This is a genomic window from Limoniibacter endophyticus (genome assembly GCF_014652835.1).
GTDB classification, from domain to species: domain Bacteria; phylum Pseudomonadota; class Alphaproteobacteria; order Rhizobiales; family Rhizobiaceae; genus Limoniibacter; species Limoniibacter endophyticus.
The window spans coordinates 92759-115476 of the sequence record NZ_BMZO01000005.1 but is presented as its reverse complement, the minus strand read 5'-3'; the positions used below and the strand labels follow the sequence as shown (position 1 = coordinate 115476).

Below are 22718 nucleotides of genomic sequence, written 5' to 3'. Positions count from 1 at the left end.
ATTCCAGCGCGAAGCTTCTGTATCCCCTTGGTCAGGCGGTTATTCAGCAGCTTCCTGCGGGGTTGCAGGCGTCACCGAGATTGCAGGACGCTCAGTACCGTCGGCTTCCGAGAGCGCCTTGCGAACGCCGTTGCCATAGTCCGGATGAACCTTATCGAAATGTGCCAACTGGCGATCTTCGATGTGCTTGGGGATACCGGTCATGGCCGCTGCGATATTCTTGAACAGACGCTGCTTCTGCCCCTCGTCGAAGAGGTTGAAGAGAGCGCGCGGCTGCGAATAATCATCATTGCCAACGCGATGATCATAACGAGCGGCATCCCCTGAGATGCGCAATGGGGGCTCCTTGGCGGACGGCCTTTCGACGGGGCCGGAGAAGGAATTCGGCTCATAATAGGCGTCTGCGTTGCCGGTCTTGATACCGCCATATGTATTCATCTGGCCATCGCGGTGGTAGTGGTGAACCGGGCACTTCGGCTGGTTGACCGGAATGTTCTCATAATGAGTGCCAAGGCGATGACGGTGCGCGTCCGCATAGGAGAAGACACGCGCCTGCAACATCTTGTCGGGTGAATAGGAAATGCCGGGAACGATGTTGGACGGTGAAAAGGCCGCGTTTTCAATCTCGGTGAAGTAATTTTCAGCATTGCGATTGAGCTCAAGGATGCCGATGTCGATGGGCGGGTAATCGCCGTGCGGCCACACTTTCGTCAGATCGAACGGGTTGTAGGGCGTCTTTTCAGCATCAAGCTCAGGCATGATCTGCACTTGAACCTTCCACTTCGGGAAGTCGCCATTCTCAAGCGCGTTGAACAGATCTTCCTGCGTGGATTCGCGCGTCTTGCCGATAACCTGCTCGGCCTCTTCGTTTGTCCAGTGTTTGTGACCCTGCATGGTCTTGAAATGGAACTTGACCCAGTAGCGTTCGCCGGCATCGTTCCAGAAGGAATAGGTGTGCGAGCCGTAGCCATTGATATGGCGCACGTCGGTGGGCAGGCCGCGATCCGACATGAGGATCGTCACCTGGTGCAGGCTTTCAGGAGAAAGCGACCAGAAGTCCCACATCGCGGTGGGAGAGCGAAGATTGGTCTTCGGATGACGCTTCTGCGTATGAATGAAGTCAGGGAATTTGACCGGATCGCGGACGAAGAAGACCGGCGTGTTGTTGCCTACGAGGTCCCAGTTGCCCTCCTCCGTGTAGAACTTGATGGCGAAGCCGCGCACATCGCGCTCGGCATCAGCAGCCCCCATCTCTCCGGCCACCGTGGAGAAACGCAGTAGAAGCGGCGTTTCACTGCCCGGTTGCAGGACCTTTGCCTTGGTATATTTCGAAATGTCGCCGGTAATCTTCAGCGTGCCATAGGCACCCCAGCCTTTGGCGTGGACGACGCGTTCAGGGAGGCGCTCACGGTTCTGGTGCGCGAGCTTCTCGATAAGCTGGTAATCCTGGAGCAGCACCGGCCCGCGTTCGCCAGCCGTAAGAGAATTCTGGTTATCCGGTACCGGTGCACCGGCTGTGGTCGTCAAGGTGGGCTTGTCCGCCATTGGAAGTGCCTCCCATTTTGGGTGAACATTGAGACCAGCTTCTTGCCGGCCAATCTTTTGAACAATTCCAAGTTAGGGTGACTCCCACTCAGAATCCAATTGACTTTGCTTTTATGATCGATAAGAAAAACTTATGGCTAGACTAACTATTAGACATCTTTCTTATTTCGATTCCTTGGCTCGCACGCTTCACTTCGGGCAGGCCGCAGCGCTTGCAGGCGTCTCCCAGCCAGCCCTTTCCGCGCAGATCGCGGACATGGAAGCCCACCTCGGCAAGCAATTGTTCGACCGCAGTGGCAAAGGCGTGCGCCTGACCACCGACGGTGCAGAGCTTTGGCCGAAAGTGGAGCATATCCTCCAGGGGATGCAGGAACTCGAAGAAGGGGCAAGCACGAGAAGACAACCGCTCGAAGGACGATTTCGCCTCGGCGTCATTCCAACAATCGCGCCCTACCTGCTACCGTCGCTCCTCCCGCGGCTAAAGACGGATTTCCCAAAGCTGAAACTTGAAATCGTAGAGGCCGTAACGCATTCGCTGATTGCAGAAACCCTGTCGGCGCGGCTGGATGCGCTGGTCGCTGCCCTACCCCTTGAGCAAAAAGGGCTGGTTGAAGCGCCGCTATTTGAGGACAGATTCTTTCTGGCAATCCACGCGGGGGACAACCGGCTCGTCAACCCACCGGTCAAGCCCGATCATCCCGCACTGGAAGAGCTGATGCTGCTGGAGGAAGGTCATTGCATGCGCGAGCAGGCGCTTGCCGTCTGCCGCAACGTAAAACCGGTAACAATGGCCCATTTCGGCGCGACTAGCCTGACGACACTTTTGCAGATGGTCTCGCATGGCCTGGGCGTGACGCTCGTACCCGAAATGGCCCGCAACGGCGCCACCGCGATGACGAATGTGCGCGTTGTGCCTTTCGCAGAGCCGCAACCCAGCCGCTCCATCTGCCTCGCCTATGCGCGAAACGGACGTAAGCAAGCCGACTGCGAACGGCTTGCGGAGGTTCTGCGAGGCTTAGATCTGTATTCTCAGGAGTGAAACGTCATGAAACGGGGCTCCGGCAGTTGAGTATGCTGGAGCTTTTCAACAGACTCCCCTGCAATTCGCCGCAAGAGAAAACGCCCCATCAATTCGCCCGCCTCATCGAGTGGTTCGTTGATCTGGTCGATACGCGGCCGGAAGAGTTGCGAAATATCGGAAGTGGACTTCGACACGATGTCGATGTCGCGTCCAATTTCCAGGCCGTTATCCGCAGCAGTAGCGAGGATGGCCAGCGCCGACACCTCGCCAGCACAGACGAAACCGTCCGGCGCATCTCCCTTTACGAAACGCGCTTGCGCCCAGGCGAAAACGTCTGAAGCGGGACTATCGAGCGTTACCCCTTCGGCAATCTCGAAGGACACGCCCTCCGATCGCACCACCGACATAAAGCCATAACGCAGGTGCTGACAGAAGGTGAAACGCTCCGGCGGCAGGATGATCGCAAGTTTTTTCCTCCCCTTCTCTATCAATCTTTTCGCAGCAGTAATTGCAAACCTCTCATTGTCATAATCGACATAAGGATGAGCCGAAACGAAATCGGTGCGCCCGTGCGAGACGAAGGGAAAATCGTTTTCGAGCAGAAGCTTGACGCGCGGATCAAACGGCTCGGTGCGCGAGAAGATCATCCCGTCCGCCATACGATTCTTAAGAATATGCTGCACTGGCTCCAGCGTCGGCACCTCGGCGAAATGCGGTGTGATGACGAGATTGTACCGGGTCTCACGTAGTATCTTTGTCAGCCCGCGTATTATCGACGTGGAAAAACCCAGAATCTCGTCGTGCGGATCAAGTATCAGGCTAATGACATTGGTGCGCCCGGTGCGCAGCCTTTGTGCAGCGCGATCGGGCAGATAACCGATCTCATCTGCGACACGGCGAACACGTGTGCGCGTATCCAGAGCAATCTGAGGTGCATCGGCAAGAGCCCGCGAAACTGTGGTCACGGCAAGGCCGGTGATCTCGGCAATGGTCCTCAATGTCGGCTTTTTGGCGCCTCTTTCCAATGATATCTTCCTCCGCAAGTTTATTTATAACGTTATAAATTCATTTTGAAAGACGCTATCCATCAAGCATCCACACAATTGAATCCATTGAAATGCAAAAGTTCTACCCATTTTCCGCGCAAAATCTCGAACTTGGAGCGATTGACTATTGACGTTAACGTCATTTACAACGTTATAAATACGCAAGGTTCAAAGAAGTATCTGGGAGGATCATCATGAAAAACCGTTCACGCGCCGTGCTCGCGGCAGGCGCGGCTGCTATCGCCCTTTCTCTTGGCGCTGCCAAGGCTGCCGAGGAAGTCACCGTACTGCACTGGTGGACAGCGGGCGGCGAAGCAGCTGCCCTCAACGTTCTTAAGGAAAATCTCGGGAAGGAAGGCGTAGCCTGGAAAGATTATCCGGTTGCTGGCGGCTCAGGCGTTCAGGCCATGACCACACTGCGCGCCAACGTGACGGCTGGCAATGTGCCGACCGCCGTTCAGATGCTGGGCTACGACATTACTGAATGGGCGCAGGCTGGCGTTGTCGCCAATGTCGATGACGTTGCCAAAGCCGGTAAATGGGGTGACGTGATCCCGACTGCACTGCAGAACTTCGGCAAGTACGAAGATCATTGGATTGCCGCTCCCGTAAATGTCCACTCGACCAACTGGGTATGGATCAACAAGAAGGCGCTTGATGACGCCGGCGGCAAAGCTCCTGAAACTTGGGAAGAGCTGATCGCCCTTCTCGACAAAATGAAGGAAAACGGCATCACGCCGATCGCCAATGGCGGCGAGCCATGGCAGGATGCCACCCTGTTCGAAGCCGTCGTTCTCGGCATCGACAAGGAACTCTACAAGAAGACGCTCAATGAACCCTTCGATGACGAGGCTCTGCGCTCGGATCAGATGAAGGAAGCATTTGCACGCATGGAAAAGCTGCATGAATATATTGGCGACGCAGCCGCCGCACGGGAATGGAACCTGGCCTCCGCTGACGTGATCGAAGGCCGCGCTGGCCTGCAATTCATGGGTGATTGGGCGAAGGGCGAATTCCTGCGCGCAAACCAGAAGCCAGGCGAAGACTTCGTTTGCATTCGCTTCCCCGGCACGGAAGGCTCCGTGACCTTCAATGCCGACCAGTTCGTCATGTTCGAAGTGTCTGGCGAAGAGCAGAAGGCCGCCCAGAAGAAAATGGCCGCAGCCGTGATGGATCCGTCGTTCCAGATCGCCTTCAACAAGGTCAAAGGCTCCGTTCCGGCCCGCACCGACGTTGAAGACACGGAGTTCGACGACTGTGGCAAGAAGGGCATGGCCGACCTGAAGGAAGCCAATAGCGGCGGAACACTGCTCGGTTCCATGGCTCACGGTTACGGTGGCCCTCCGGCTGTGAAGGCCGCCGTGCTTGAAATCGTCAACCAGCATTTCAACGGTCAGATTTCGACCGATGACGCCCCGGCAGCTCTTGCCGATGCGATCGCTGCCGCGAAGTAAAAGGCAATCGGGGGAGACGGCCGGGAGATGCGACAACCGCACCCCGGCCGTCGTCACCTTCCAGCATTTTGCGCTTAGCGCCTTTGTTTCGAATTCCAGTTTCCGTGTCGCATGCCTCCCGTCTGATGCTCGACACGTGATGCAAGGACGGTCCGATGACCCGCAACCGCCTGCAAGACATCGTTCCCAAGCTGGTGCTCAGCCCCAGCCTCGCGATGATCTTCGTCTTTGTGTATGGTTTCATTCTCTACACATTGTTCCTCTCCTTCACCAATTCGCGCATGTTGCCCAGCTACGACTTCGTCGGCTTCGCCAATTACGTGCGCCTGTGGAACACGCCCCTATGGTGGACGGCGCTGAAGAACCTTGCGATCTTCGGCACGCTCTACATCGTCATCTGCTCGGCGCTGGGCCTGTTTCTGGCCATCTTGCTTGACCAGAAGATCAGGGGTGAAGGGTTCCTGCGTCCGATCTACCTCTATCCGATGGCGTTGTCCTTCATCGTCACGGGAACCGCATGGAAATGGTTTCTCGACCCATCTATCGGCTTTCAGAGCGTGATGGGTGACTGGGGCTTCGAAAATTTCGTGTTCAACTGGATCGTCGACCGGAACATGGCGATCTATACGGTCGTCCTCGCTGCCGTGTGGCAATCCTCCGGCTTCGTGATGGCGATGTTTCTTGCGGGTTTGCGTGGTGTCGACAGCGAGATCATCAAGGCGGCACAAATCGATGGCGCGTCGAACTGGACGATTTATCGGCGCATCATCATTCCGCTGATGCGCCCGGTGTTTCTGTCCGCTTTCGTGGTTCTCGCTCATCTCGCCATCAAGGCCTATGACCTCGTCGTGGCCCTCACCGGCGGCGGACCCGGCGGCGCCACCGAAGTACCCGCAACCTTCATGTATTCATATACATTCACCCGTAACCAGATGGGCACCGGTGCATCCTCGGCCATCATCATGCTGGTGATGATCTTCTCGATCATCATTCCTTACCTCTATTCGGAACTGAAACCGAGGGATCAACAATGAGCCAAAGCACCCTCGACACGACAGTTCCAGGCAACAAGCTGGTTCGCGGCCTCATCTACATCGCACTCATCCTGTTTGCGATCTACTATCTGCTGCCGCTTTACATAATGTTGGCGAACTCTTTCAAAACCTTGGAAGAAATCCGCGGAGGCAATTTGCTTGCCCCGCCGACAGCCCCGACTTTCGAGCCATGGCTGAATGCATGGTCGCAGGCGCAGATCGGTGTCTCCGCCAACGGTCTGAAGCCCTATTTCGTCAATTCCATCCTCATGGTGGTTCCGGCCGTTGCCATTTCCACGATCCTGGGCGCGCTCAACGGCTATGTGCTGACAAAGTGGCGCTTCCGCGGAGACAACATCCTGTTTGCGCTCATGCTGCTTGCCTGCTTCATCCCGTTCCAGATCGTGCTCATTCCGGCCGCCCGCATCCTCGGGATGCTCGGCATTGCAGGCACCACATCGGGTCTCGTTCTGATCCATGTTGTCTACGGCGTAGGCTTCACGACCTTGTTCTTCCGCAACTACTACGCGGCATTTCCGACGGAACTGGTGCGCGCAGCGCAGATCGACGGGGCGAGCTTCTTCCAGATATTCTGGCGCATTCTTCTGCCCTCATCCGGCCCGATCATAGTCGTGACCGTCATCTGGCAGTTCACGCAAATCTGGAATGACTTTCTTTTCGGCGTTTCCTTCGGTGGGTTGAACGCACAGCCGATGACGGTGGCGCTGAATAATCTTGTCAGCTCATCTTCCGGCGTGAAGGAATATAACGTCCATTTCGCGGGCGCAGTGCTTGCCGCCCTCCCTACCCTTATCGTCTATATCGTTTCGGGCCGCTACTTCGTGCGCGGACTGATGGCCGGCGCGGTGAAAGGCTGATCCATGTCATTCTTGAAGATCGAAAATCTCAACAAGTCCTTCGGTGACACGCAGGTCCTGAAAGGCATTGACCTCGAAATCGAAGAAGGCGGTTTCCTGGTTCTGGTCGGCCCTTCCGGCTGCGGCAAATCCACTTTGCTGAACACGATTGCCGGTCTGGAAAATATTACCAGCGGCAAGATCAGCATCGGTGGTCGCGTGGTGAACGACCTGCATCCTTCCGAGCGCGACATCGCCATGGTATTTCAGTCTTACGCGCTCTACCCGAACATGACCGTACGCCAGAACGTCGCCTTCGGCATGGAAATCCGCAAAGTGCCAAAGCCTGAACGTGAGCGGGCCATTCAGTCCGTAGCTGAAACCTTGCAGATCGCGCATCTGCTGGATCGCAAACCGAGCCAGCTTTCAGGCGGCCAGCGTCAGCGCGTTGCCATGGGCCGCGCCCTGGTGCGTGATCCGCAGGTGTTCCTGTTCGATGAGCCGCTATCGAACCTTGATGCGAAGCTGCGTGTCGACATGCGCACCGAAATCAAACGACTTCACCAGAAGATGGGCACCACCATCGTCTACGTGACGCACGACCAGATTGAAGCCATGACGCTGGCGACCCGCATTGCAGTGCTGCGCGACGGCCTGTTGCAGCAATTCGGCACGCCGACGGAAATCTACAATCGCCCTGCAAACATTTTCGTCGCCGATTTCATGGGTTCGCCGTCAATGAATCTCATCCCTGCCAAGCTCAAGAAGAATGGCACCGCGCTGGCCATCGAGATCGCTACCGGAGATGCATCGGTTACGCTGCCGCTTTCCGGCGAAAACGGAGCGCTCAACTCCCATGCCGGGCAGGAGGTTATTTTCGGCGTGCGTCCCGAGGCGCTGTTCGAGATTGGCGAAGCGGAAGCGCACAAGGGGCAGACGGCACGTTTCATCGCTCCAATCGAAGTGGTGGAACCTGCGGGCGCGGATACGTTTGCCGTGACGCATCTCGGTGGCAAGGCCGTCGTTGCTCGCCTTGGCGCTGACACCGGCATCACGCCCGGAACAACAGCCGAACTGGCCGTCAATCTCGACAAGGCCGTGTTCTTCGATCCGAAGACTGAACAGCGGATCGGCTGAGCCATGACCGTCAGCGGGACAGTGCATCGGCTGCTCTGGGATCGTGGCGAGGCAAGCGTGTTCTCGCTCGGTGCCATGCTGCATCATGCGCGGTTCGTATTAGAGGATGGGCGTAGCGTCACTCCGCTGGCTGAGGCACCATGGAAGGATGATGCCGAGGTGCAGGCCGATGCTACCATACCCGCGCATCTGCGTCAGCTTGGCGGGGAGTGGGCATGCGTGCCGTTCGGCAAGAGCACGGTAGACCCTGTCGTGCATGGCTTCGGCACCGACAATTTTTGGCAGATCATCGCGGCAGACGAAAAACACGTAAAGCTTGCGATCAGCTATCCGAAAACACATCCGATAGAAAAACTTGAGCGCACGCTCTCCGTGCGAGACGGCGAAGCGGCGATTTCATTGTCGCTAAAGGTTTTCCCGCGCAGGGATTGCGCCTTCGGCATAGGGCTGCATCCGGTCTTCGTCTTGCCGGAAGCCCCGGAACGAATTCAGCTTCATGGGACGTTCGAAGAGGCTCTGACGTTTCCGGTCACCTTCGAGGAAGGTGTATCGAAACTCCTCCCCGGCCGCGCAACGCGTTCGCTGGAGACGCTACCGTTGGCGGACGGCACCACGACCGACTTTGCGACGCTCGCCACCAGCCTCACCGAGGAAGCGATTCAGCTCGTCGGCGCCGGCGGTGTTCTTTCGGTGCGTTATCCGGATCGTCGGATGCAGGCCACGCTGGAATGGGATGCCTCGGCCTTGCCAGAGGTGCTTCTTTGGGTCTCGGCCCAAGGACGCACCAAGCCACCATGGGGCGGACGGTTCCGTGGCCTCGGCGTGGAACCCATGAAACTGCGTTTCGGTGCAAACGGCATTCCGCGGAACTCGGACGATGAAGCTGTGCATCATTTCGTGGCAGGATGCCCCTGGTCCACCTCTTACAGAATATCCGCAAGCATTTTGGAGACAAAAGAATGAAGCGTTCCCGCGTTAATGAAATTCTCGCCGAAGGCGACCGCTTCATCCGCTCCTTTGGCTATGTTCTCCCCCCTTTCGCCTATTGGACACCTGCCGAGATGAAGGCCAGGCGATCGGATATGGACGGCATCATCAACGCCCGCCTGGGCTGGGATATTACCGACTACGGGCAGGGCAAGTTCGACGAACTGGGGCTCTTCCTCTTCACCGTGCGCAACGGCAAGGTAGCCGACCTGGCGAAGGGCAAGGGTATGCTCTACGCCGAAAAGATCATGATCTCACGCAAGGATCAGATCTCACCCATGCACCGGCATAATCTCAAGGCCGAGGACATCATCAATCGTGGCGGCGGCAAACTTGTGCTCGAATTGTTCGCCGCGCGCGAAGACGGCTCGATTGATGACCAGGCGAATGTGGAAGTACCTGTTGACAGCGTGATGAAGAAACTGCCGGCGGGCGGATTGCTCAAGCTGGAACCCGGTGAAAGCGTCACACTTTTGCCAAATGTCTGGCATGCCTTCTGGGGAGAAGGCAAGGATGTGCTGATCGGCGAAGTCTCCACCGTCAATGACGATCTCACCGATAATATCTTCCGTGATCCCATCGGCCGTTTCTCCGATATCGAGGAAGATGTCGAGCCGGTTCATCTTCTCGTCGCCGATTACGACAAGCATCTGGGCTAACGACCATGATCCTGTGCTGCGGCGAGGCGCTCATCGACATGATCCCGGTCGAGGCTGAGGGTGCCACTGCCTTCGCGCCCCTTGCGGGCGGTGCCGTATTCAATACCGCCATCGCGCTGGGGAGACTTGGTCAGCCTGTTGGCTTCCTCTCCGGCATTTCAACTGATCTGCTGGGGGAAATTCTTGGCACCCAGCTGCGAAAATCCAATGTTTCGACGAAATATCTACTGGAAAGCGACCGCCCGACCACGCTTGCCTTCGTCAAGTTGGACAACGGCCAGGCCCGGTATAGCTTCTACGACGAAAACACCGCCGGGCGTATGATTCTGGCCGCCGATCTCCCGGAAATCGGAAGAGACGTCGAAGCCATGTTCTTTGGCGGAATCAGCTTGATCGGCGAACCGTGCGGCAGCACCTATGAGGCGCTGCTCAATCGCGAGCACGGTGAACGCCTAATCATGCTCGACCCAAATGTGCGGCCCGGCTTCATTCGCGAAGAAGCGCTCTATCGGGGTCGTATCCGCCGCATGTGCGCCATGAGCGACATTCTCAAATTATCTGACGAGGACCTGCACTGGCTGGAGGGAGATGGCCAGATTGACGCAATGGCGGCAAGTCTCCTGACGCAGGGTCCGAAGATCGTGGTCATCACACGCGGCGCCGACGGCGCTTGCGCCTATACCGCTCATGACAAGATCAACGTCGCGGGCCGAAAGGTTGACGTCATCGACACGGTGGGCGCCGGCGATACCTTCAACGCAGGCTTTCTCGCCGGCCTGAAGGAACACGACTTGCTGACCAAGCGGTGTGTCCAGAGGGCTGGTCGCGATGCCATTGCATATGCGTTGAAACTCGGTGTTGCCGCAGCGTCGGTCACCGTTTCGCGCAAGGGTGCGAACCCGCCTCTGACCAGAGAAATTAGCCTGGACTGATCCTTTTCCGCTTGCTGTCCTCTCTTCTTCGCGGCATCTCTCTGCGGCTTCTGCATCCAAACCCGTTTTGGAAGGACGATGCGGCATGTTCAGGGGAACCCATGGATAAAATCGAATGCGTGGTGGCCGGTGCAGGCGTGGTGGGGTTGGCGATTGCGCGCGAGATGGCGCTTCGGGGCAAAGAAGTCATGATCTTCGAAGCTGCGAACATGATCGGCAGCGAAACCAGTTCGCGCAATTCGGAAGTCATTCATGCCGGCATCTATTATCCGAAAGGGTCGTTGAAAGCGCAGCTTTGCGTTCAGGGTAAGGAAATGCTTTATTCCTACGCAAAGGACCGGGGGATTCCGCACAAACGTTGCGGCAAGCTTATCGTTGCAACCGAGCAGGAGCAGATCGGCACCCTGGACGCCATTCAGCAGAAGGCGCTCGCCAACGGCGTCGAGGATCTGAAAATTCTGACTAAAGGCCAAGCAAAGGCGCTTGAACCCTCGCTCTCTTGCGAAGCGGCCCTGCTCTCCCCCTCAACCGGCATCATCGACAGCCATGTGCTGATGCAGACGTTGGAAGGGGATCTTGAAAATGCGGGCGGCATTGTCGCGCTTAGTACGTGCATTGTTTCCGGCAAAATCGTGGAAAACGGCGTAGTCCTGCTTACCAAGAATCGTGACACGGGTGAGGAATTCGAGATCCTGGCGGAAAATTTTGTCAATGCCGCCGGCTTGGGCGCACAGAGCATCGCCCATTCCATTGAAGGGTTCAACGCTACAAGCATTCCACCCTTCTATATGGCCAAGGGCAATTACTTCTCCGCAAATGGACGTAATATCTTCTCACACCTGATCTATCCTGTCCCGCAAGAAGGTGGCCTGGGCGTTCACCTGACGCTCGATCTGGACGGCAATATGCGCTTCGGTCCGGATGTCGAGTGGATCCAGACAATTGATTACAGGGTCGATGCAGGGCGCGCGGACATCTTCTACGAAGAAATACGCCGCTACTGGCCGAATCTGAAGGATGATGCGCTTCTTCCCAGCTATAGCGGAATTCGTCCCAAGCTTGTTCCGGAAGGCACGGTTGCTGCCGATTTCGCCATACACGGATCGGACATGCACGGCGCCTTGGGGCAGGTGCATCTCTACGGCATCGAAAGCCCGGGGCTGACATCATCGCTGGCGATTGCCAAATTGGTTGCAAACAAGCTCGCCACAAGCATCGCTTGACTTTGCTTGCAAACTTAACCATATAGCCCCCTATCGACGAGCTGACGCGTGAGCAGCCTCCTCGCCCATGACGAATGAGCGCAATGCTCCGGGGCCAGCGTCGACTTTTTTCCAGTTCCCATATCACGCGGGGTTCTGACGTTTCTGACGGCCCAGCAAGCATTCGGCTTCTTGGCGAGTTCGGAACGGCAACCGCAATGTGACCGCTCGCTTTCTCCCTAGGCGCGGCGGCTGTTTTCTTTGCTTGCTCGCGACAGGATTGGCCTGCTCGCTGCGAAAGGCTCGACTTTGACACAATTTTCAGACCTCGGTCTCAACAAACACCTACTCAACACGTTGAAAGGCCTCGGCTATGAGACGCCCACGCCAATTCAGGCACAGGCGATCCCAACCGTGCTCGACGGTCATGACGTGCTGGGCCTGGCCCAGACCGGCACCGGCAAAACAGCCGCTTTCGGCCTGCCGATGGTCGACCATCTGATGCACAAGCAGGAGCGTCCCGCCCCGAAGAATATTCGTGCGCTAGTGCTTGCTCCGACCCGCGAACTGGTCAACCAGATCGCCACCAACCTGCGCGCCTATGTAAAGGGCACACCGCTGAAGATCGGCTCCGTCGTCGGCGGTGCTTCTATCAACGTGCAGGTGAAGAACCTTACCCGCGGTACCGACATTCTCGTCGCAACGCCGGGACGACTGCTCGACCTCGTAGAGCGTCGCGCCGTTTTCCTTGACCACGCGACCTTCCTCGTTCTCGACGAAGCCGACCAGATGCTCGATCTCGGCTTCATCGTCCCACTGCGCAAAATTGCCAAGCTGGTGGGCGACAAGCGCCAGACCATGCTGTTTTCGGCTACCATGCCGAAGCAGATCGAAGATCTCTCCAGCACATATCTGAAAGATCCGAAGCGCGTCGAGGTCACCCCTCCCGGCAAGGCTGCTGACAAGGTTACCCAGTCCGTCTTCTATGTCGCCGCGCGCGACAAGTTGCCGCTGCTGCGCGATCTGCTTTCGGCCGCCGAACGCGCCAATCCGGCTGCACGCGCTATGGTCTTCTCGCGCACCAAGCACGGTGCCGAAAAGCTGATGAAGCAGCTTGTCGAGGCTGGCTTCAAGGCAGAATCCGTGCACGGCAACAAGAGCCAAGGCCAGCGTGAGCGCGCCATCAAGAACTTCCGTAACGGCGAGTGTCGCGTTCTCGTGGCGACCGATGTGGCCGCACGCGGCATCGACATTCCCGGGGTCACGCACGTATATAATTACGATCTGCCGGAAGTCGCGGAAGCCTATGTACACCGCATCGGTCGTACAGCCCGCGCAGGTGCCGACGGCGCGGCAGTTGCGTTCTGCTCCTCAACCGACATGCATCTCCTGCGTGCCATCGAGAAGCTGATGAGCATCAAGATCGAAGTGGCAGGTGGCGAAGAGCCGGTTGCCGAGCGCCCAGCTGGCCGCAAACCCCGTGGCGGTGCCGGTCATCGTGGTCGTCGTCCGAACGGACATGAAGGCTCTGGTGAACGCCGTGAAGGCGGTTTCCGCGGCGAGCGTCGTGGTGGTGGTGAAGGCCGCGGCGGTGAACGTCGCGCCGAAGGCAGCTTCCGCAATGACGGCCTGGGCGAAACCCGCGAGGATCGTCCACGCGCTTCCGTTCGTCCTGCCGGCGGCAAAGGCAAGCCAGGCGGCTTCGGTGCCAAACGCAATGGTGGCGGCTTCGGTGCCGCACCGAACAAGGCATCGGCCAAGCCGCGCCGCCCGAAGAAGAAGTTCGCTGCGGCCTAATCTTCTTCATCCCGAATAGAAAGGCCCGCCGGTTTTAATCGGCGGGCCTTTTCCTTGCGCTCTTTTCTCAGAATTTGAAGGTAAAGCTCGTATCAACCGAATGAGCGATCGAGCGTCCGATCTCCGTCTCATAGCTCAACGCCAGCCGCGCCTTCTTCGTCAGCTTGACGTCGGCGGCAACACCTAGTTTTGCCGTACTACGTCCCTTGTGCGTACCGCGCGTTTCGAAAGGCGTGCCGTCGTCGAGACCAGGCGTCGCGACAGCCATGTCCTTCGTCTTGTGACGGATACTTGCGCTGGCACGCAAAGCGACTTCGGTTTCCCGTACCTTGACTTTCCTCGACGCGCGCAGACCAAGATCGACTACACCAACCGAAGAAGCCTTCTTTTCGCTCTTGAGTGCGGCCTTGCCCATACTTTCGGCAAAGCTGTCGCGCTCCGTCCAGAGATGGGTATAGCCAAGGAAAGGCTGAAACGCGGTGTCATAAAACGTCGCCGTATAGGCAACCTCCCCGAACATCTGAGTGGTTGAGAGATCGTAATCGGTGCCGTAGCCATTCATTCGGCCATCAGCTATCACGTTTCGCTTAATCTTGGCGTCGTAACGGCCATGGATCGCGCCCGCCTTATAGTCGAACCCGCTATCTTGCATGACCAGGTAGATGCCTGTATGGACGCCGGAAAGCTGGGCATTGGCGACCTTGTCTCCTTCGGTGAACGTGGTTCGCGTATGGCCGCCGAAGACGCCGAGGCGTGCGCTCTCGCCAAGAGCAAAGTCGATGCCGCCAACCGTGCCTGTCATTTTGCGCTTCGTGTCCAGCGCATCGCCAAGCGCCTTCATCATTCCGCCCTGACCGATGGCTGCCATCCAGAGACCGCTCTCGGCGGTCTCGCCAATCACATGCTTGCGATCATCCGTATCTTTATTGAAGGCACCATCGAGTCGACGTGCAACGACATCGCGAATGGCGAGGCTGTCATCCACCGCACCTGCCAATGTCGTGGCATGCATCGCCCCGCGCATGCGCGGATCGAGTGGGCGCGGATCGACAGGGGCTCGGTCGAGAAGGACAATAGGGACAATCGGGTGAGCTTCCGGCGCCGCAGTTTCTGCCTTCTGCTCAGCATCGCTCTTCTTTTGTTCTGCCAATTCCTGTTTGGTCTTCTCGGCACTTTTTTCCAGCGCCGCTACTTTTTCTTGCTGCGCCTTCACTTCGTCTTCGAGCTCTTCCAGCCGTTTTTGCTGGGTTTGAAGTTTCTTTTCGAGTGTCTTTACGTTTTCGGTATCGGTTCTTTTGGCTACTTCCAACTGGCGCTGCAAATCATCGCGAAGAACCGCCTCCGCCTCCAGGCGCTTCTCCATTTCGTCAATGCGTCTATGAATGGCAGCGACCTCGGCGGGATCGACATTATTACCATCCACACCATCGCGACCATCTTTGCCGTCACGGCCCGGAAGGCCGGGCGCGCCGTCTATGCCATCGCGGCCAGCATCTCCCTTTTCGCCTTTGGCACCCTGCTCGCCAGTATCGCCTTTCGGCCCGGCCACGCCCGGCGCACCATCCACACCATCGCGACCATCTTTGCCGTCGCGGCCCGGAAGGCCGGGCGCGCCGTCTATGCCGTCGCGGCCAGCATCTCCCTTTTCGCCTTTGGCACCCTGCTTGCCAGTATCGCCCTTCGGCCCGGCCACACCCGGCGCACCATCCACACCGTCGCGTCCGTCTATGCCGTCACGGCCGGCATCACCTTTTTCGCCTTTGGCACCCTGCTCGCCAGTATCGCCCTTCGGCCCGGCCACACCCGGCGCGCCATCCACACCGTCGCGTCCGTCTAGGCCGTCGCGACCAGCATCTCCCTTTTCGCCCTTGGCACCCTGCTCGCCAGTATCGCCTTTCGGCCCGGCCACACCCGGCGCACCATCCACACCGTCGCGACCATCTTTGCCGTCGCGGCCAGCATCTCCCTTTTCGCCTTTGGCACCCTGCTCGCCAGTATCGCCCTTCGGCCCGGCCACACCCGGCCCACCATCCACACCATCGCGACCATCTTTGCCGTCGCGGCCCGGAAGGCCGGGCGCGCCGTCTAGGCCGTCACGGCCGGCATCACCTTTTTCGCCCTTGGCACCCTGCTCGCCAGTATCGCCCTTCGGCCCGGCCACACCCGGCACGCCGTCTATGCCATCGCGTCCGTCTATGCCGTCGCGGCCAGCGTCATCTTTTTCGCCCTTGGCACCCTGCTCGCCAGTATCGCCTTTCGGACCGGCCACGCCCGGCGCGCCATTTGTGTGTTTCGTGTCGTCTCGGCCATCTGAGCTTGCATTCCCACGCTCTCCACACTGAGGCGGCAATCCTGGCGTGGCGAACGGATACTGATCTGGGCCGCATGTCCGAAGTCTATGTATCGTCACGTAGTCGCGCACATTTGACCGGTTTTCCAGCGAACGCGGCAAGGAATGTCCGCTGGGATAAACGAAATTTCCAGCGTAGACATCCGCCTCACGTTTAAGTTCTACACGATCTCCCTGATAGGTAAGGACAAAATGGCGATCATCCGTCATCGAGAAATGAACGGGATCCACAGCGGAGATATTAATTTCCTTTCCTGAAGGGACCTCCGAAAGATTTTCTAGGAAATACTGCTTAGATTGCCCTATCTTCATGCCTCTAATATTTGGATCAAAATGGAAATCGTTTAAACTCAAGGATTCCGAGCCACCTTTTGAGAGAAACTCCAGAAGATGCCGTTTTTCTGTTTCTATGTATTCGCCGCCATGCGCAGAAAAATGGAAACCCGGCCTCAGTTCCTGCGGGCCAGAAGGCACCTCAGAACGAAGATCAGAAACATTACCATAATCTTTTAATAAACTACTAGCTTCTACACTATCCGATTCACATACAAAAATTGCAGTAGTTAAAGATAAAAAAACAATATATTTCTTCATTATTCAATCAATTCCTGGGATTGTAAGAAATTCTTAACCCCAAAAGCATTGCATCATTATTTTATCAATAGTTTTATATTTCAAAATATATATTTGTAATATCTAATGTGAAATTAAGTTCAGGACACCCATCCCCTCTTGAGCCGCCGCCGCCGCTCTGCGATTGTGACCTCAAATCAGACGCAGAGGAATCAGCACCATGGACGTACGCGCCGCCGTTGCCGTTCAAGCCGGCAAACCGCTTGAAATCATGACAGTTCAACTCGAAGGCCCGAAGGTTGGCGAAGTACTGGTAGAGGTGAAGGCGACAGGTCTCTGTCATACGGACGACTTCACGCTGTCGGGCGCCGACCCGGAAGGAATTTTCCCTGCCATCCTGGGGCATGAGGGCGCTGGCGTCGTCGTGGATGTGGGACCAGGCGTAACGACACTCAAGAAAGGCGATCATGTCATTCCGCTCTACACGCCGGAATGCCGCGAGTGTTATTCTTGCCTCTCACAGAAAACCAATCTTTGCACCTCGATCCGCGCCACGCAGGGCCAGGGTTTGATGCCGGATGGCACGAGCCGCTTCTCGATTGGCAAGGACAAGATCTTCCACTATATGGGCTGCTCAACCTTCGCAAATTTCACGGTTCTGCCAGAAATTGCGCTTGCCAAGGTCAACCCCGACGCCCCATTCGACAAGATTTGCTATATTGGCTGCGGCGTGACGACGGGCATCGGTGCCGTCATCAACACAGCGAAGGTGGAGATCGGTTCGACGGCCATCGTCTTCGGTCTTGGCGGCATCGGTCTCAACGTCATCCAGGGCCTGCGTCTGGCCGGGGCGGATATGATCATCGGCGTCGATATCAACAATGACAAGAAGGAATGGGGCGAGCGCTTCGGCATGACGCACTTCGTCAATCCGAAGGAAGTCGGCGAAGACATAGTGCCGTACCTGGTCAATCTCACCAAACGTAACGGCGACCTGATCGGGGGGGCGGACTACACCTTCGACTGCACCGGCAACGTCAATGTCATGCGTCAGGCACTGGAAAGCGCGCATCGCGGCTGGGGCAAGTCTGTCATTATCGGTGTGGCCGGTGCCGGTCAGGAAATCTCCACGCGGCCTTTCCAACTTGTCACAGGCCGTCAATGGATGGGGACGGCTTTCGGTGGCGCTCGCGGTCGTACGGACGTTCCCAAGATCGTCGAGTGGTATATGGACGGAAAGATCGAGATCGATCCGATGATTACCCACACCATGCCGCTTGAAGACATAAACAAGGGATTCGAGCTGATGCATTCGGGCGAGAGTGTGCGCGGCGTCGTGGTTTATTGAAAAACCAGGAGGGGCGGAAAAGCCCCTCCTCACTCCTGAAGGCATTGATCGCGCAGCGCAGCATGCGTTAATTGTGCGCAATGAGAACAATGACTGAAAAAATGCCTGAAATTTTTGTCGACGCCGATGCCTGCCCGGTGAAACCCGAAATACTCAAGGTTGCCGAGCGACACGGGCTGCGCGTCACGTTTGTCGCTAACTCAGGCTTGCGCCCATCTCGCGATCCGATGGTCCGGAATGTCATTGTCTCAGCGAGTTTCGATGCAGCAGATGATTGGATCGCGGAAAATGCCACCGCGAGCGACATCGTCGTTACGGCCGATGTTCCGCTGGCCGTGCGATGTGTAGCGAAAGCCGCGCTTGTCACTGGACCGGCGGGCCGTATTTTCGACGAAAGCAATATCGGCATGGCAAGCGCGATGCGGGACCTTGGTCAGCACCTGCGAGAGACCGGCGAAAGCAAGGGCTACAATCCCGCATTCACGCAACGTGACCGCTCGGCCTTTCTCGAAACACTGGATCGATTGTGCCGCCGTGCCTTGAAGAGTGTGGCATGAGTGAAGCATTGCAGCATCATCGCCGCAGGCACAGCGCTTTTTATTTGGCTTTCGGAGCTGGACTGCTCATCCTGATCGCCACAATGTTCCTTCAACCAGAGAAGGCACTGCTTTACGGGGTGCTCGGCTTCTTCCTCGCCTATCTGGTGATCGCGTGGAGCATCGTGCCGAAACTATACGCCGTCTATCTGAAGCGAAATGCGGCCGAAACCGATCTCCCCAGCGCGATCATCTTTACCATCACGCTCGCCGCGGTCGTTACGGCGGTGTCCTCACTCTTCCTCGCGCTCAACAGCGAACACGGCGCAGCGCCGGGCGAAATCATTATCATGCTCGCTTCCGTTGTTCTGGGCTGGCTGACCATCCACACCATGGCTGCGCTGCATTATGCGCATTTGCACTGGTTCCGTAGCGAGGCGGACGCAGTGCACGATCGAGAAGCACGGCGTCAAGGCGGACTGGAATTTCCTGGTACGGAGAAGCCCCAGGGGTGGGATTTTCTCTATTTTTCCTTCGTCGTCGGCATGACGGCCCAAACCTCCGACGTCGCCATTCGCTCAAGCAACATGCGCAAGTTCAATCTGGCGCATTCCATTGTTTCGTTCTTTTTCAACACAGTGCTCGTTGCGGCGGCTGTCAATATGGCTGTGTCGCTGGCACCCTGATCTTAAGGACTCCCCCCATGAAAACCATTTCACAGGCAAAAGCTTTCGGCGGCATACAAGGTGTCTACAGCCACGAGTCGGAAGCTTGCCATTGTACGATGACCTTTGCTGTTTACCTTCCTCCCAAAGCAGCCACGGAAAAATGTCCGATCCTTTGGTATCTGTCCGGCCTTACCTGCACCCATGCCAATGTCATGGACAAGGGCGAATATCGTCGCCTCGCGGCTGAACTCGGCATCATTATCGTCTGCCCGGATACCAGCCCGCGCGGCGATGGCATTGCTGACGAACCGGACAATTGGCAAATGGGTAAGGGTGCAGGTTTTTATCTCGACGCGACGCAGGCGCCGTGGTCAAAGCATTATCAGATGTACAGCTATATAACCGAGGAACTGCCGGCGCTGATCGCGGACAATTTCCCGGTCGACATGAACCGTCAGGGAATTTTCGGTCACTCGATGGGCGGTCACGGCGCCATCACGATCGCGTTAAAAAATCCGCAGAAGTTCAAGAGCTGTTCGGCTTTTGCACCGATTGTCGCCCCCTCTTCCGCCGACTGGTCGGCGCCGGCCTTCGAGAAATATCTTGGCGCCGACAAGACAAGCTGGAGACAATATGACACGTGCGATCTCATCGCCGATGGTGCGCAATTCCGCGAAATCCTGGTTGATCAGGGTGCTGCGGATGGCTTCCTCGATAATGGCTTGCGTCCCTGGCTCCTCCAAGAAGCGGTGAAGGACAAGCCGGAAATTGCACTTACACTGCGCATGCAGGAAGGTTACGACCACTCCTATTTCTTCATCTCCACCTTCATGGGCGACCATTTGCGTTGGCACGCCGAACGCCTCTATAAGTGACCCGCACAACAAAATCAGAGCCATAAACGGAGTTCTCCCGGAATGAGAAAAGCCATAAGCGTCGCTGCCCTGGTCGCAGCCGCCGCCCTTATCGTGTCCGCCTGCTCACCATCACAACCCGATGCGGGGGGTACGACTAGCGCTGCTGCAAGTCCGCCTGCACCGCCGGTGGACGTGACCCCGATTTCTGGAACCTGGTGCGCAAGCGACGGTGACCGCTACGTGATTGATCGCAACCGCTTTGACAGCAACTCGCGCCAGTGCAGCGTTCGCCGGGTCAACAATTATTCCGGCACCTATGCGCTGCAGTTGGATTGCAATGGCAACAATGAAGGCGTGACGCTGACACCGACGGGCAACCAGATGCTCGTCACCTTCCTTAACAATGTAGGTCACCGCCCTGTTTTAAGGCAGTGCAGTTAGTACGCTCCTAATCGCGGTCCGGCACACAGTCGGGCCGCTGCCGTTCGAACGCTTATTGCTTTCAGACACGCTCCAATACACCTTAAAAAAATCACTCTGAAATTAAAAATACTCGATGATATTTTAAAATATCCGTATCCCCACCAAGCAATTATCTTATTTCAGAGAGATATATTTTATGGCTTGGTATGATTTTTTCCCGAAAACATTTCGCGCATGGGGCTGGATGGCCCCCACACATAAGATCTCGGTAGAGGAAGATTTCTTTGCCTCTTCCGACAGAATGTTTTCTCTCAGTGCTTCCCAGCTTCTGCAAAATGATTCCACCACTCACGGACAGCTGAAAATCATCGGCGTCTCAGCTAATGAAAACTGCTCCGTGCGACTGGTTGATGACCGGATTGTCGTGCAGCGCAAGTTCTCTGATTCCTACGCGACGGACTCCGACACAGGCAGCTTCTTTTATGACGTAGTCGACAATAAAGGTGCGAAAGCCCGCGCCAAGGCGACCATAAAATTTGTGGCTGCGGATACGGACACAACGCCTGTGTACCTCACCCCCGGCGACGACGTTCTTCATGCCATCAAAGGCCGCACAGCGGCGATCGAGGAACGCAAGCTGCTTGGCAACGATCTGGCGCATAAAAGTGATGGTGCACCGCGTATCGTTTCTATCATGTCGGAAGCAGAAGGATTCACTATTCACCGGAAGGACGGCATTGCTATCCTGACGCCGCCCGCAGATTTCTCCGGCCTCGCGACCTTTCGCTATGAAACGGTTGATCGCAAAGGTCTAAAGGACGTTCAGAGAATTCATTTGACCTTTCATGACAAGAAGGAGGCGCAGATGCTAGCACTGTTCTCCGTTGATGAAAGCAAGGCGGCCATCAAGCCCGAGATCAAGCCCGAGATCAAACTCTCCACCTCTTTCACCGTGAAGGAAGAGGAGGCGATGAACATCTCTCCCCAGCAACTTGCAAAGCAAGTCACCGGGCTCGATCTCAACACTGTTCGCATTGCGGGAGCCAAAGTCGTATCCGCGGATGCGTTTCGCGATATGGAAATCGCCTACACTGCGGATCGTGTCCAGCTGAGCCGGGCAATAGAGTTGCCGAATGAAGCAAAGGCAAGCCAATCAGATAAGCTGGAGCTTCGCTACATTCTCATGGATGGTTCCGGAAAATCCTCCGAAGGAAGCTATTTCATGAACGTTCCGAAATCCGGCAGTTCGGAAGTCTCCACTGAAATGCTCTTCCGCGATCTCGTCGGCTTCGACCCATACACGGTGAAAATCGAAAAGTTCGCGGCTTCGCCTAAGCTTGAGGTGGAACAGATCGGCACTGATCTGCGGGTCGCCGGCAAAACCAATTATAATGGGACAGTCAAATTCGATTATGTTCTCAGCGACGGTAATGGACAGAGAATTAACGGAGAAGCTTCGGTTTCGGTACTACCTGTCAATGATATACCTGTAGCGGTCAGCACGTTCTCCAAAACGGTAAAGGAGCACAATGGAAGCATCCAGATACCTGTCTCCGGTCTTCTTAAGCACTTCTACGATGTGGATGGTGACAAGCTGGCATTCGGCAACATACTGAACGTCGAAAATGGTAGTGCGAAACATATCCAACGCTCGGCGATTTTTCAGGACTATATTGAGATTACCCCCACCTATGGCCATACGGGTGACGTGACTTTTCAATTTAATGTTCGCGAGAAGGGAAAGCTGGAAAGCGAAACAGCCTATTCTCTGCCGGCAACGGCGACCATTACAGTGGAAAACGTCAATGACACGCCGGAGGCGAAGATCCGCCGGGTGGATCACGAAGTATTCAAAGGGAAGGAATTCACCTTCGACCCGGAGATCAAGCGCATCTTTGCCGACAAAGACATTCAGTATAAGCAGTCCGACGATGCGCTCACCTATAGTCTCCGCGACCCTAAATCGGGAATGGCACCGACCAATCTTTCGATTAACGCCGAGACTGGCGTGATCGAGGGAAGCCTCAGCAAATCAGTGCGTCTGGTTTTGCTCGCGACCGATAAAGCCGGCGCAACTGCATCAAGCGAACTGGTAATACATGCTAATGATGCTGAATGGGAACGCGCAGCAGTCGCAATATTCGAGGATGCTGGCCCCGAACCGGAGCAATACTGGTCCGACGCCGGCATATTTCAACATGCATTCCTCTGATCTCTGATCGGACGAAGGCCGGGCGTATGCCCGGCCTTCGTCTATCCTGTCGGCTTCAATATACCTTGATTTAATCAATC

The 22718-nt window shown here is 56.6% G+C and carries 19 protein-coding genes; 16 read left to right on the top strand and 3 right to left on the bottom strand.

Going from position 1 to position 22718, the window contains the following annotated elements:
• Nucleotides 1–39: 39 nt before the first annotated feature.
• A complete protein-coding gene (katA, locus tag IE151_RS08525) occupies nucleotides 40–1545 on the bottom strand; it encodes a catalase KatA (protein ID WP_189489585.1) in 1506 nt (501 codons plus the stop codon).
• A gap of 133 nt (nucleotides 1546–1678) precedes the next feature.
• Here katA and IE151_RS08520 point away from each other — a divergent pair, with 133 nt between their 5' ends.
• Nucleotides 1679–2584 carry a hydrogen peroxide-inducible genes activator gene (locus tag IE151_RS08520; RefSeq protein ID WP_189489584.1) on the top strand — a complete coding sequence of 302 codons (906 nt, stop codon included), beginning with the start codon at nucleotides 1679–1681 and terminating at the stop codon, nucleotides 2582–2584.
• Here the strand turns inward: IE151_RS08520 and IE151_RS08515 are convergent.
• Nucleotides 2575–3591: a LacI family transcriptional regulator gene (locus tag IE151_RS08515; protein ID WP_189489583.1), complete on the bottom strand. Its 1017-nt coding sequence runs from the start codon at nucleotides 3589–3591 to the stop codon at nucleotides 2575–2577. The genes IE151_RS08520 and IE151_RS08515 overlap by 10 nt on opposite strands.
• Nucleotides 3592–3806: 215 nt before the next feature.
• On the opposite strand from IE151_RS08515, the gene IE151_RS08510 reads away from it, so the two are divergent.
• The 9 genes from IE151_RS08510 to IE151_RS08470 all read left to right on the top strand — a co-directional run bounded on the left by IE151_RS08510 (nucleotide 3807) and on the right by IE151_RS08470 (nucleotide 13671).
• Entirely contained in the window at nucleotides 3807–5066 is a 1260-nt protein-coding gene (locus tag IE151_RS08510; protein WP_189489582.1) for an ABC transporter substrate-binding protein, read from the top strand.
• A 155-nt stretch (nucleotides 5067–5221) separates the two neighbouring features.
• Nucleotides 5222–6100, top strand: coding sequence for a carbohydrate ABC transporter permease (locus IE151_RS08505; protein ID WP_189489581.1), 879 nt, complete (start codon nucleotides 5222–5224; stop codon nucleotides 6098–6100).
• Complete coding sequence (locus IE151_RS08500) at nucleotides 6097–6978, top strand: carbohydrate ABC transporter permease (protein WP_189489580.1); 882 nt, start codon at nucleotides 6097–6099, stop codon at nucleotides 6976–6978. The genes IE151_RS08505 and IE151_RS08500 overlap by 4 nt, the downstream gene beginning before the upstream one ends.
• A gap of 3 nt (nucleotides 6979–6981) precedes the next feature.
• Complete coding sequence (locus IE151_RS08495) at nucleotides 6982–8094, top strand: ABC transporter ATP-binding protein (RefSeq protein ID WP_189489579.1); 1113 nt, start codon at nucleotides 6982–6984, stop codon at nucleotides 8092–8094.
• A 3-nt stretch (nucleotides 8095–8097) separates the two neighbouring features.
• Nucleotides 8098–9057 carry a hypothetical protein gene (locus IE151_RS08490; protein WP_189489578.1) on the top strand — a complete coding sequence of 320 codons (960 nt, stop codon included), beginning with the start codon at nucleotides 8098–8100 and terminating at the stop codon, nucleotides 9055–9057.
• Entirely contained in the window at nucleotides 9054–9740 is a 687-nt protein-coding gene (locus tag IE151_RS08485; protein WP_189489577.1) for a D-lyxose/D-mannose family sugar isomerase, read from the top strand. Before IE151_RS08490 ends, IE151_RS08485 begins: the two co-directional genes overlap by 4 nt.
• Before the next feature lie 5 nt (nucleotides 9741–9745).
• Nucleotides 9746–10672, top strand: coding sequence for a carbohydrate kinase family protein (locus IE151_RS08480; protein ID WP_189489576.1), 927 nt, complete (start codon nucleotides 9746–9748; stop codon nucleotides 10670–10672).
• 101 nt (nucleotides 10673–10773) lie between these two features.
• Nucleotides 10774–11895, top strand: coding sequence for an NAD(P)/FAD-dependent oxidoreductase (locus tag IE151_RS08475; RefSeq protein WP_189489575.1), 1122 nt, complete (start codon nucleotides 10774–10776; stop codon nucleotides 11893–11895).
• A gap of 288 nt (nucleotides 11896–12183) precedes the next feature.
• A complete protein-coding gene (locus tag IE151_RS08470) occupies nucleotides 12184–13671 on the top strand; it encodes a DEAD/DEAH box helicase (RefSeq protein WP_189489574.1) in 1488 nt (495 codons plus the stop codon).
• Nucleotides 13672–13738: 67 nt separating this feature from the next.
• Here the strand turns inward: IE151_RS08470 and IE151_RS08465 are convergent, their stop codons facing one another.
• Nucleotides 13739–15940 carry an autotransporter domain-containing protein gene (locus tag IE151_RS08465; protein WP_189489573.1) on the bottom strand — a complete coding sequence of 734 codons (2202 nt, stop codon included), beginning with the start codon at nucleotides 15938–15940 and terminating at the stop codon, nucleotides 13739–13741.
• An 874-nt stretch (nucleotides 15941–16814) separates the two neighbouring features.
• Between IE151_RS08465 and IE151_RS08460 the strand changes: the two genes are divergently transcribed.
• From IE151_RS08460 to IE151_RS08435, 6 genes are all read left to right on the top strand, one after another.
• Nucleotides 16815–17942, top strand: a complete 1128-nt coding sequence (locus IE151_RS08460; RefSeq protein WP_189489572.1) for an S-(hydroxymethyl)glutathione dehydrogenase/class III alcohol dehydrogenase — start codon at nucleotides 16815–16817, stop codon at nucleotides 17940–17942.
• 89 nt (nucleotides 17943–18031) lie between these two features.
• A complete protein-coding gene (locus IE151_RS08455) occupies nucleotides 18032–18499 on the top strand; it encodes a YaiI/YqxD family protein (RefSeq protein WP_244636665.1) in 468 nt (155 codons plus the stop codon).
• Complete coding sequence (locus tag IE151_RS08450; RefSeq protein ID WP_189489571.1) at nucleotides 18496–19164, top strand: DUF1345 domain-containing protein; 669 nt, start codon at nucleotides 18496–18498, stop codon at nucleotides 19162–19164. Before IE151_RS08455 ends, IE151_RS08450 begins: the two co-directional genes overlap by 4 nt.
• Before the next feature lie 17 nt (nucleotides 19165–19181).
• Nucleotides 19182–20021 (top strand): S-formylglutathione hydrolase, encoded by an 840-nt coding sequence (gene fghA / locus IE151_RS08445; RefSeq protein WP_189489570.1) that lies wholly within the window; start codon nucleotides 19182–19184, stop codon nucleotides 20019–20021.
• A gap of 42 nt (nucleotides 20022–20063) precedes the next feature.
• Nucleotides 20064–20444, top strand: a complete 381-nt coding sequence (locus IE151_RS08440) for a hypothetical protein (protein ID WP_189489569.1) — start codon at nucleotides 20064–20066, stop codon at nucleotides 20442–20444.
• 226 nt (nucleotides 20445–20670) lie between these two features.
• Nucleotides 20671–22638, top strand: a complete 1968-nt coding sequence (locus tag IE151_RS08435) for a tandem-95 repeat protein (RefSeq protein ID WP_189489568.1) — start codon at nucleotides 20671–20673, stop codon at nucleotides 22636–22638.
• The last annotated feature ends 80 nt before the right edge of the window (nucleotides 22639–22718 follow it).

Excerpts from the sequence above, each read along its gene's own strand:
- katA (WP_189489585.1), bottom strand. The coding sequence starts at position 1,545 with ATGGCGGACAAGCCCACCTTGACGACCACAGCCGGTGCACCGGTACCG.
- IE151_RS08520 (WP_189489584.1), top strand. The coding sequence starts at position 1,679 with ATGGCTAGACTAACTATTAGACATCTTTCTTATTTCGATTCCTTGGCT.
- IE151_RS08510 (WP_189489582.1), top strand. The coding sequence starts at position 3,807 with ATGAAAAACCGTTCACGCGCCGTGCTCGCGGCAGGCGCGGCTGCTATC.
- IE151_RS08505 (WP_189489581.1), top strand. The coding sequence starts at position 5,222 with ATGACCCGCAACCGCCTGCAAGACATCGTTCCCAAGCTGGTGCTCAGC.
- IE151_RS08500 (WP_189489580.1), top strand. The coding sequence starts at position 6,097 with ATGAGCCAAAGCACCCTCGACACGACAGTTCCAGGCAACAAGCTGGTT.
- IE151_RS08495 (WP_189489579.1), top strand. The coding sequence starts at position 6,982 with ATGTCATTCTTGAAGATCGAAAATCTCAACAAGTCCTTCGGTGACACG.
- IE151_RS08490 (WP_189489578.1), top strand. The coding sequence starts at position 8,098 with ATGACCGTCAGCGGGACAGTGCATCGGCTGCTCTGGGATCGTGGCGAG.
- IE151_RS08485 (WP_189489577.1), top strand. The coding sequence starts at position 9,054 with ATGAAGCGTTCCCGCGTTAATGAAATTCTCGCCGAAGGCGACCGCTTC.
- IE151_RS08480 (WP_189489576.1), top strand. The coding sequence starts at position 9,746 with ATGATCCTGTGCTGCGGCGAGGCGCTCATCGACATGATCCCGGTCGAG.
- IE151_RS08475 (WP_189489575.1), top strand. The coding sequence starts at position 10,774 with ATGGATAAAATCGAATGCGTGGTGGCCGGTGCAGGCGTGGTGGGGTTG.
- IE151_RS08460 (WP_189489572.1), top strand. The coding sequence starts at position 16,815 with ATGGACGTACGCGCCGCCGTTGCCGTTCAAGCCGGCAAACCGCTTGAA.
- IE151_RS08455 (WP_244636665.1), top strand. The coding sequence starts at position 18,032 with ATGACTGAAAAAATGCCTGAAATTTTTGTCGACGCCGATGCCTGCCCG.
- IE151_RS08450 (WP_189489571.1), top strand. The coding sequence starts at position 18,496 with ATGAGTGAAGCATTGCAGCATCATCGCCGCAGGCACAGCGCTTTTTAT.
- fghA (WP_189489570.1), top strand. The coding sequence starts at position 19,182 with ATGAAAACCATTTCACAGGCAAAAGCTTTCGGCGGCATACAAGGTGTC.
- IE151_RS08440 (WP_189489569.1), top strand. The coding sequence starts at position 20,064 with ATGAGAAAAGCCATAAGCGTCGCTGCCCTGGTCGCAGCCGCCGCCCTT.
- IE151_RS08435 (WP_189489568.1), top strand. The coding sequence starts at position 20,671 with ATGGCCCCCACACATAAGATCTCGGTAGAGGAAGATTTCTTTGCCTCT.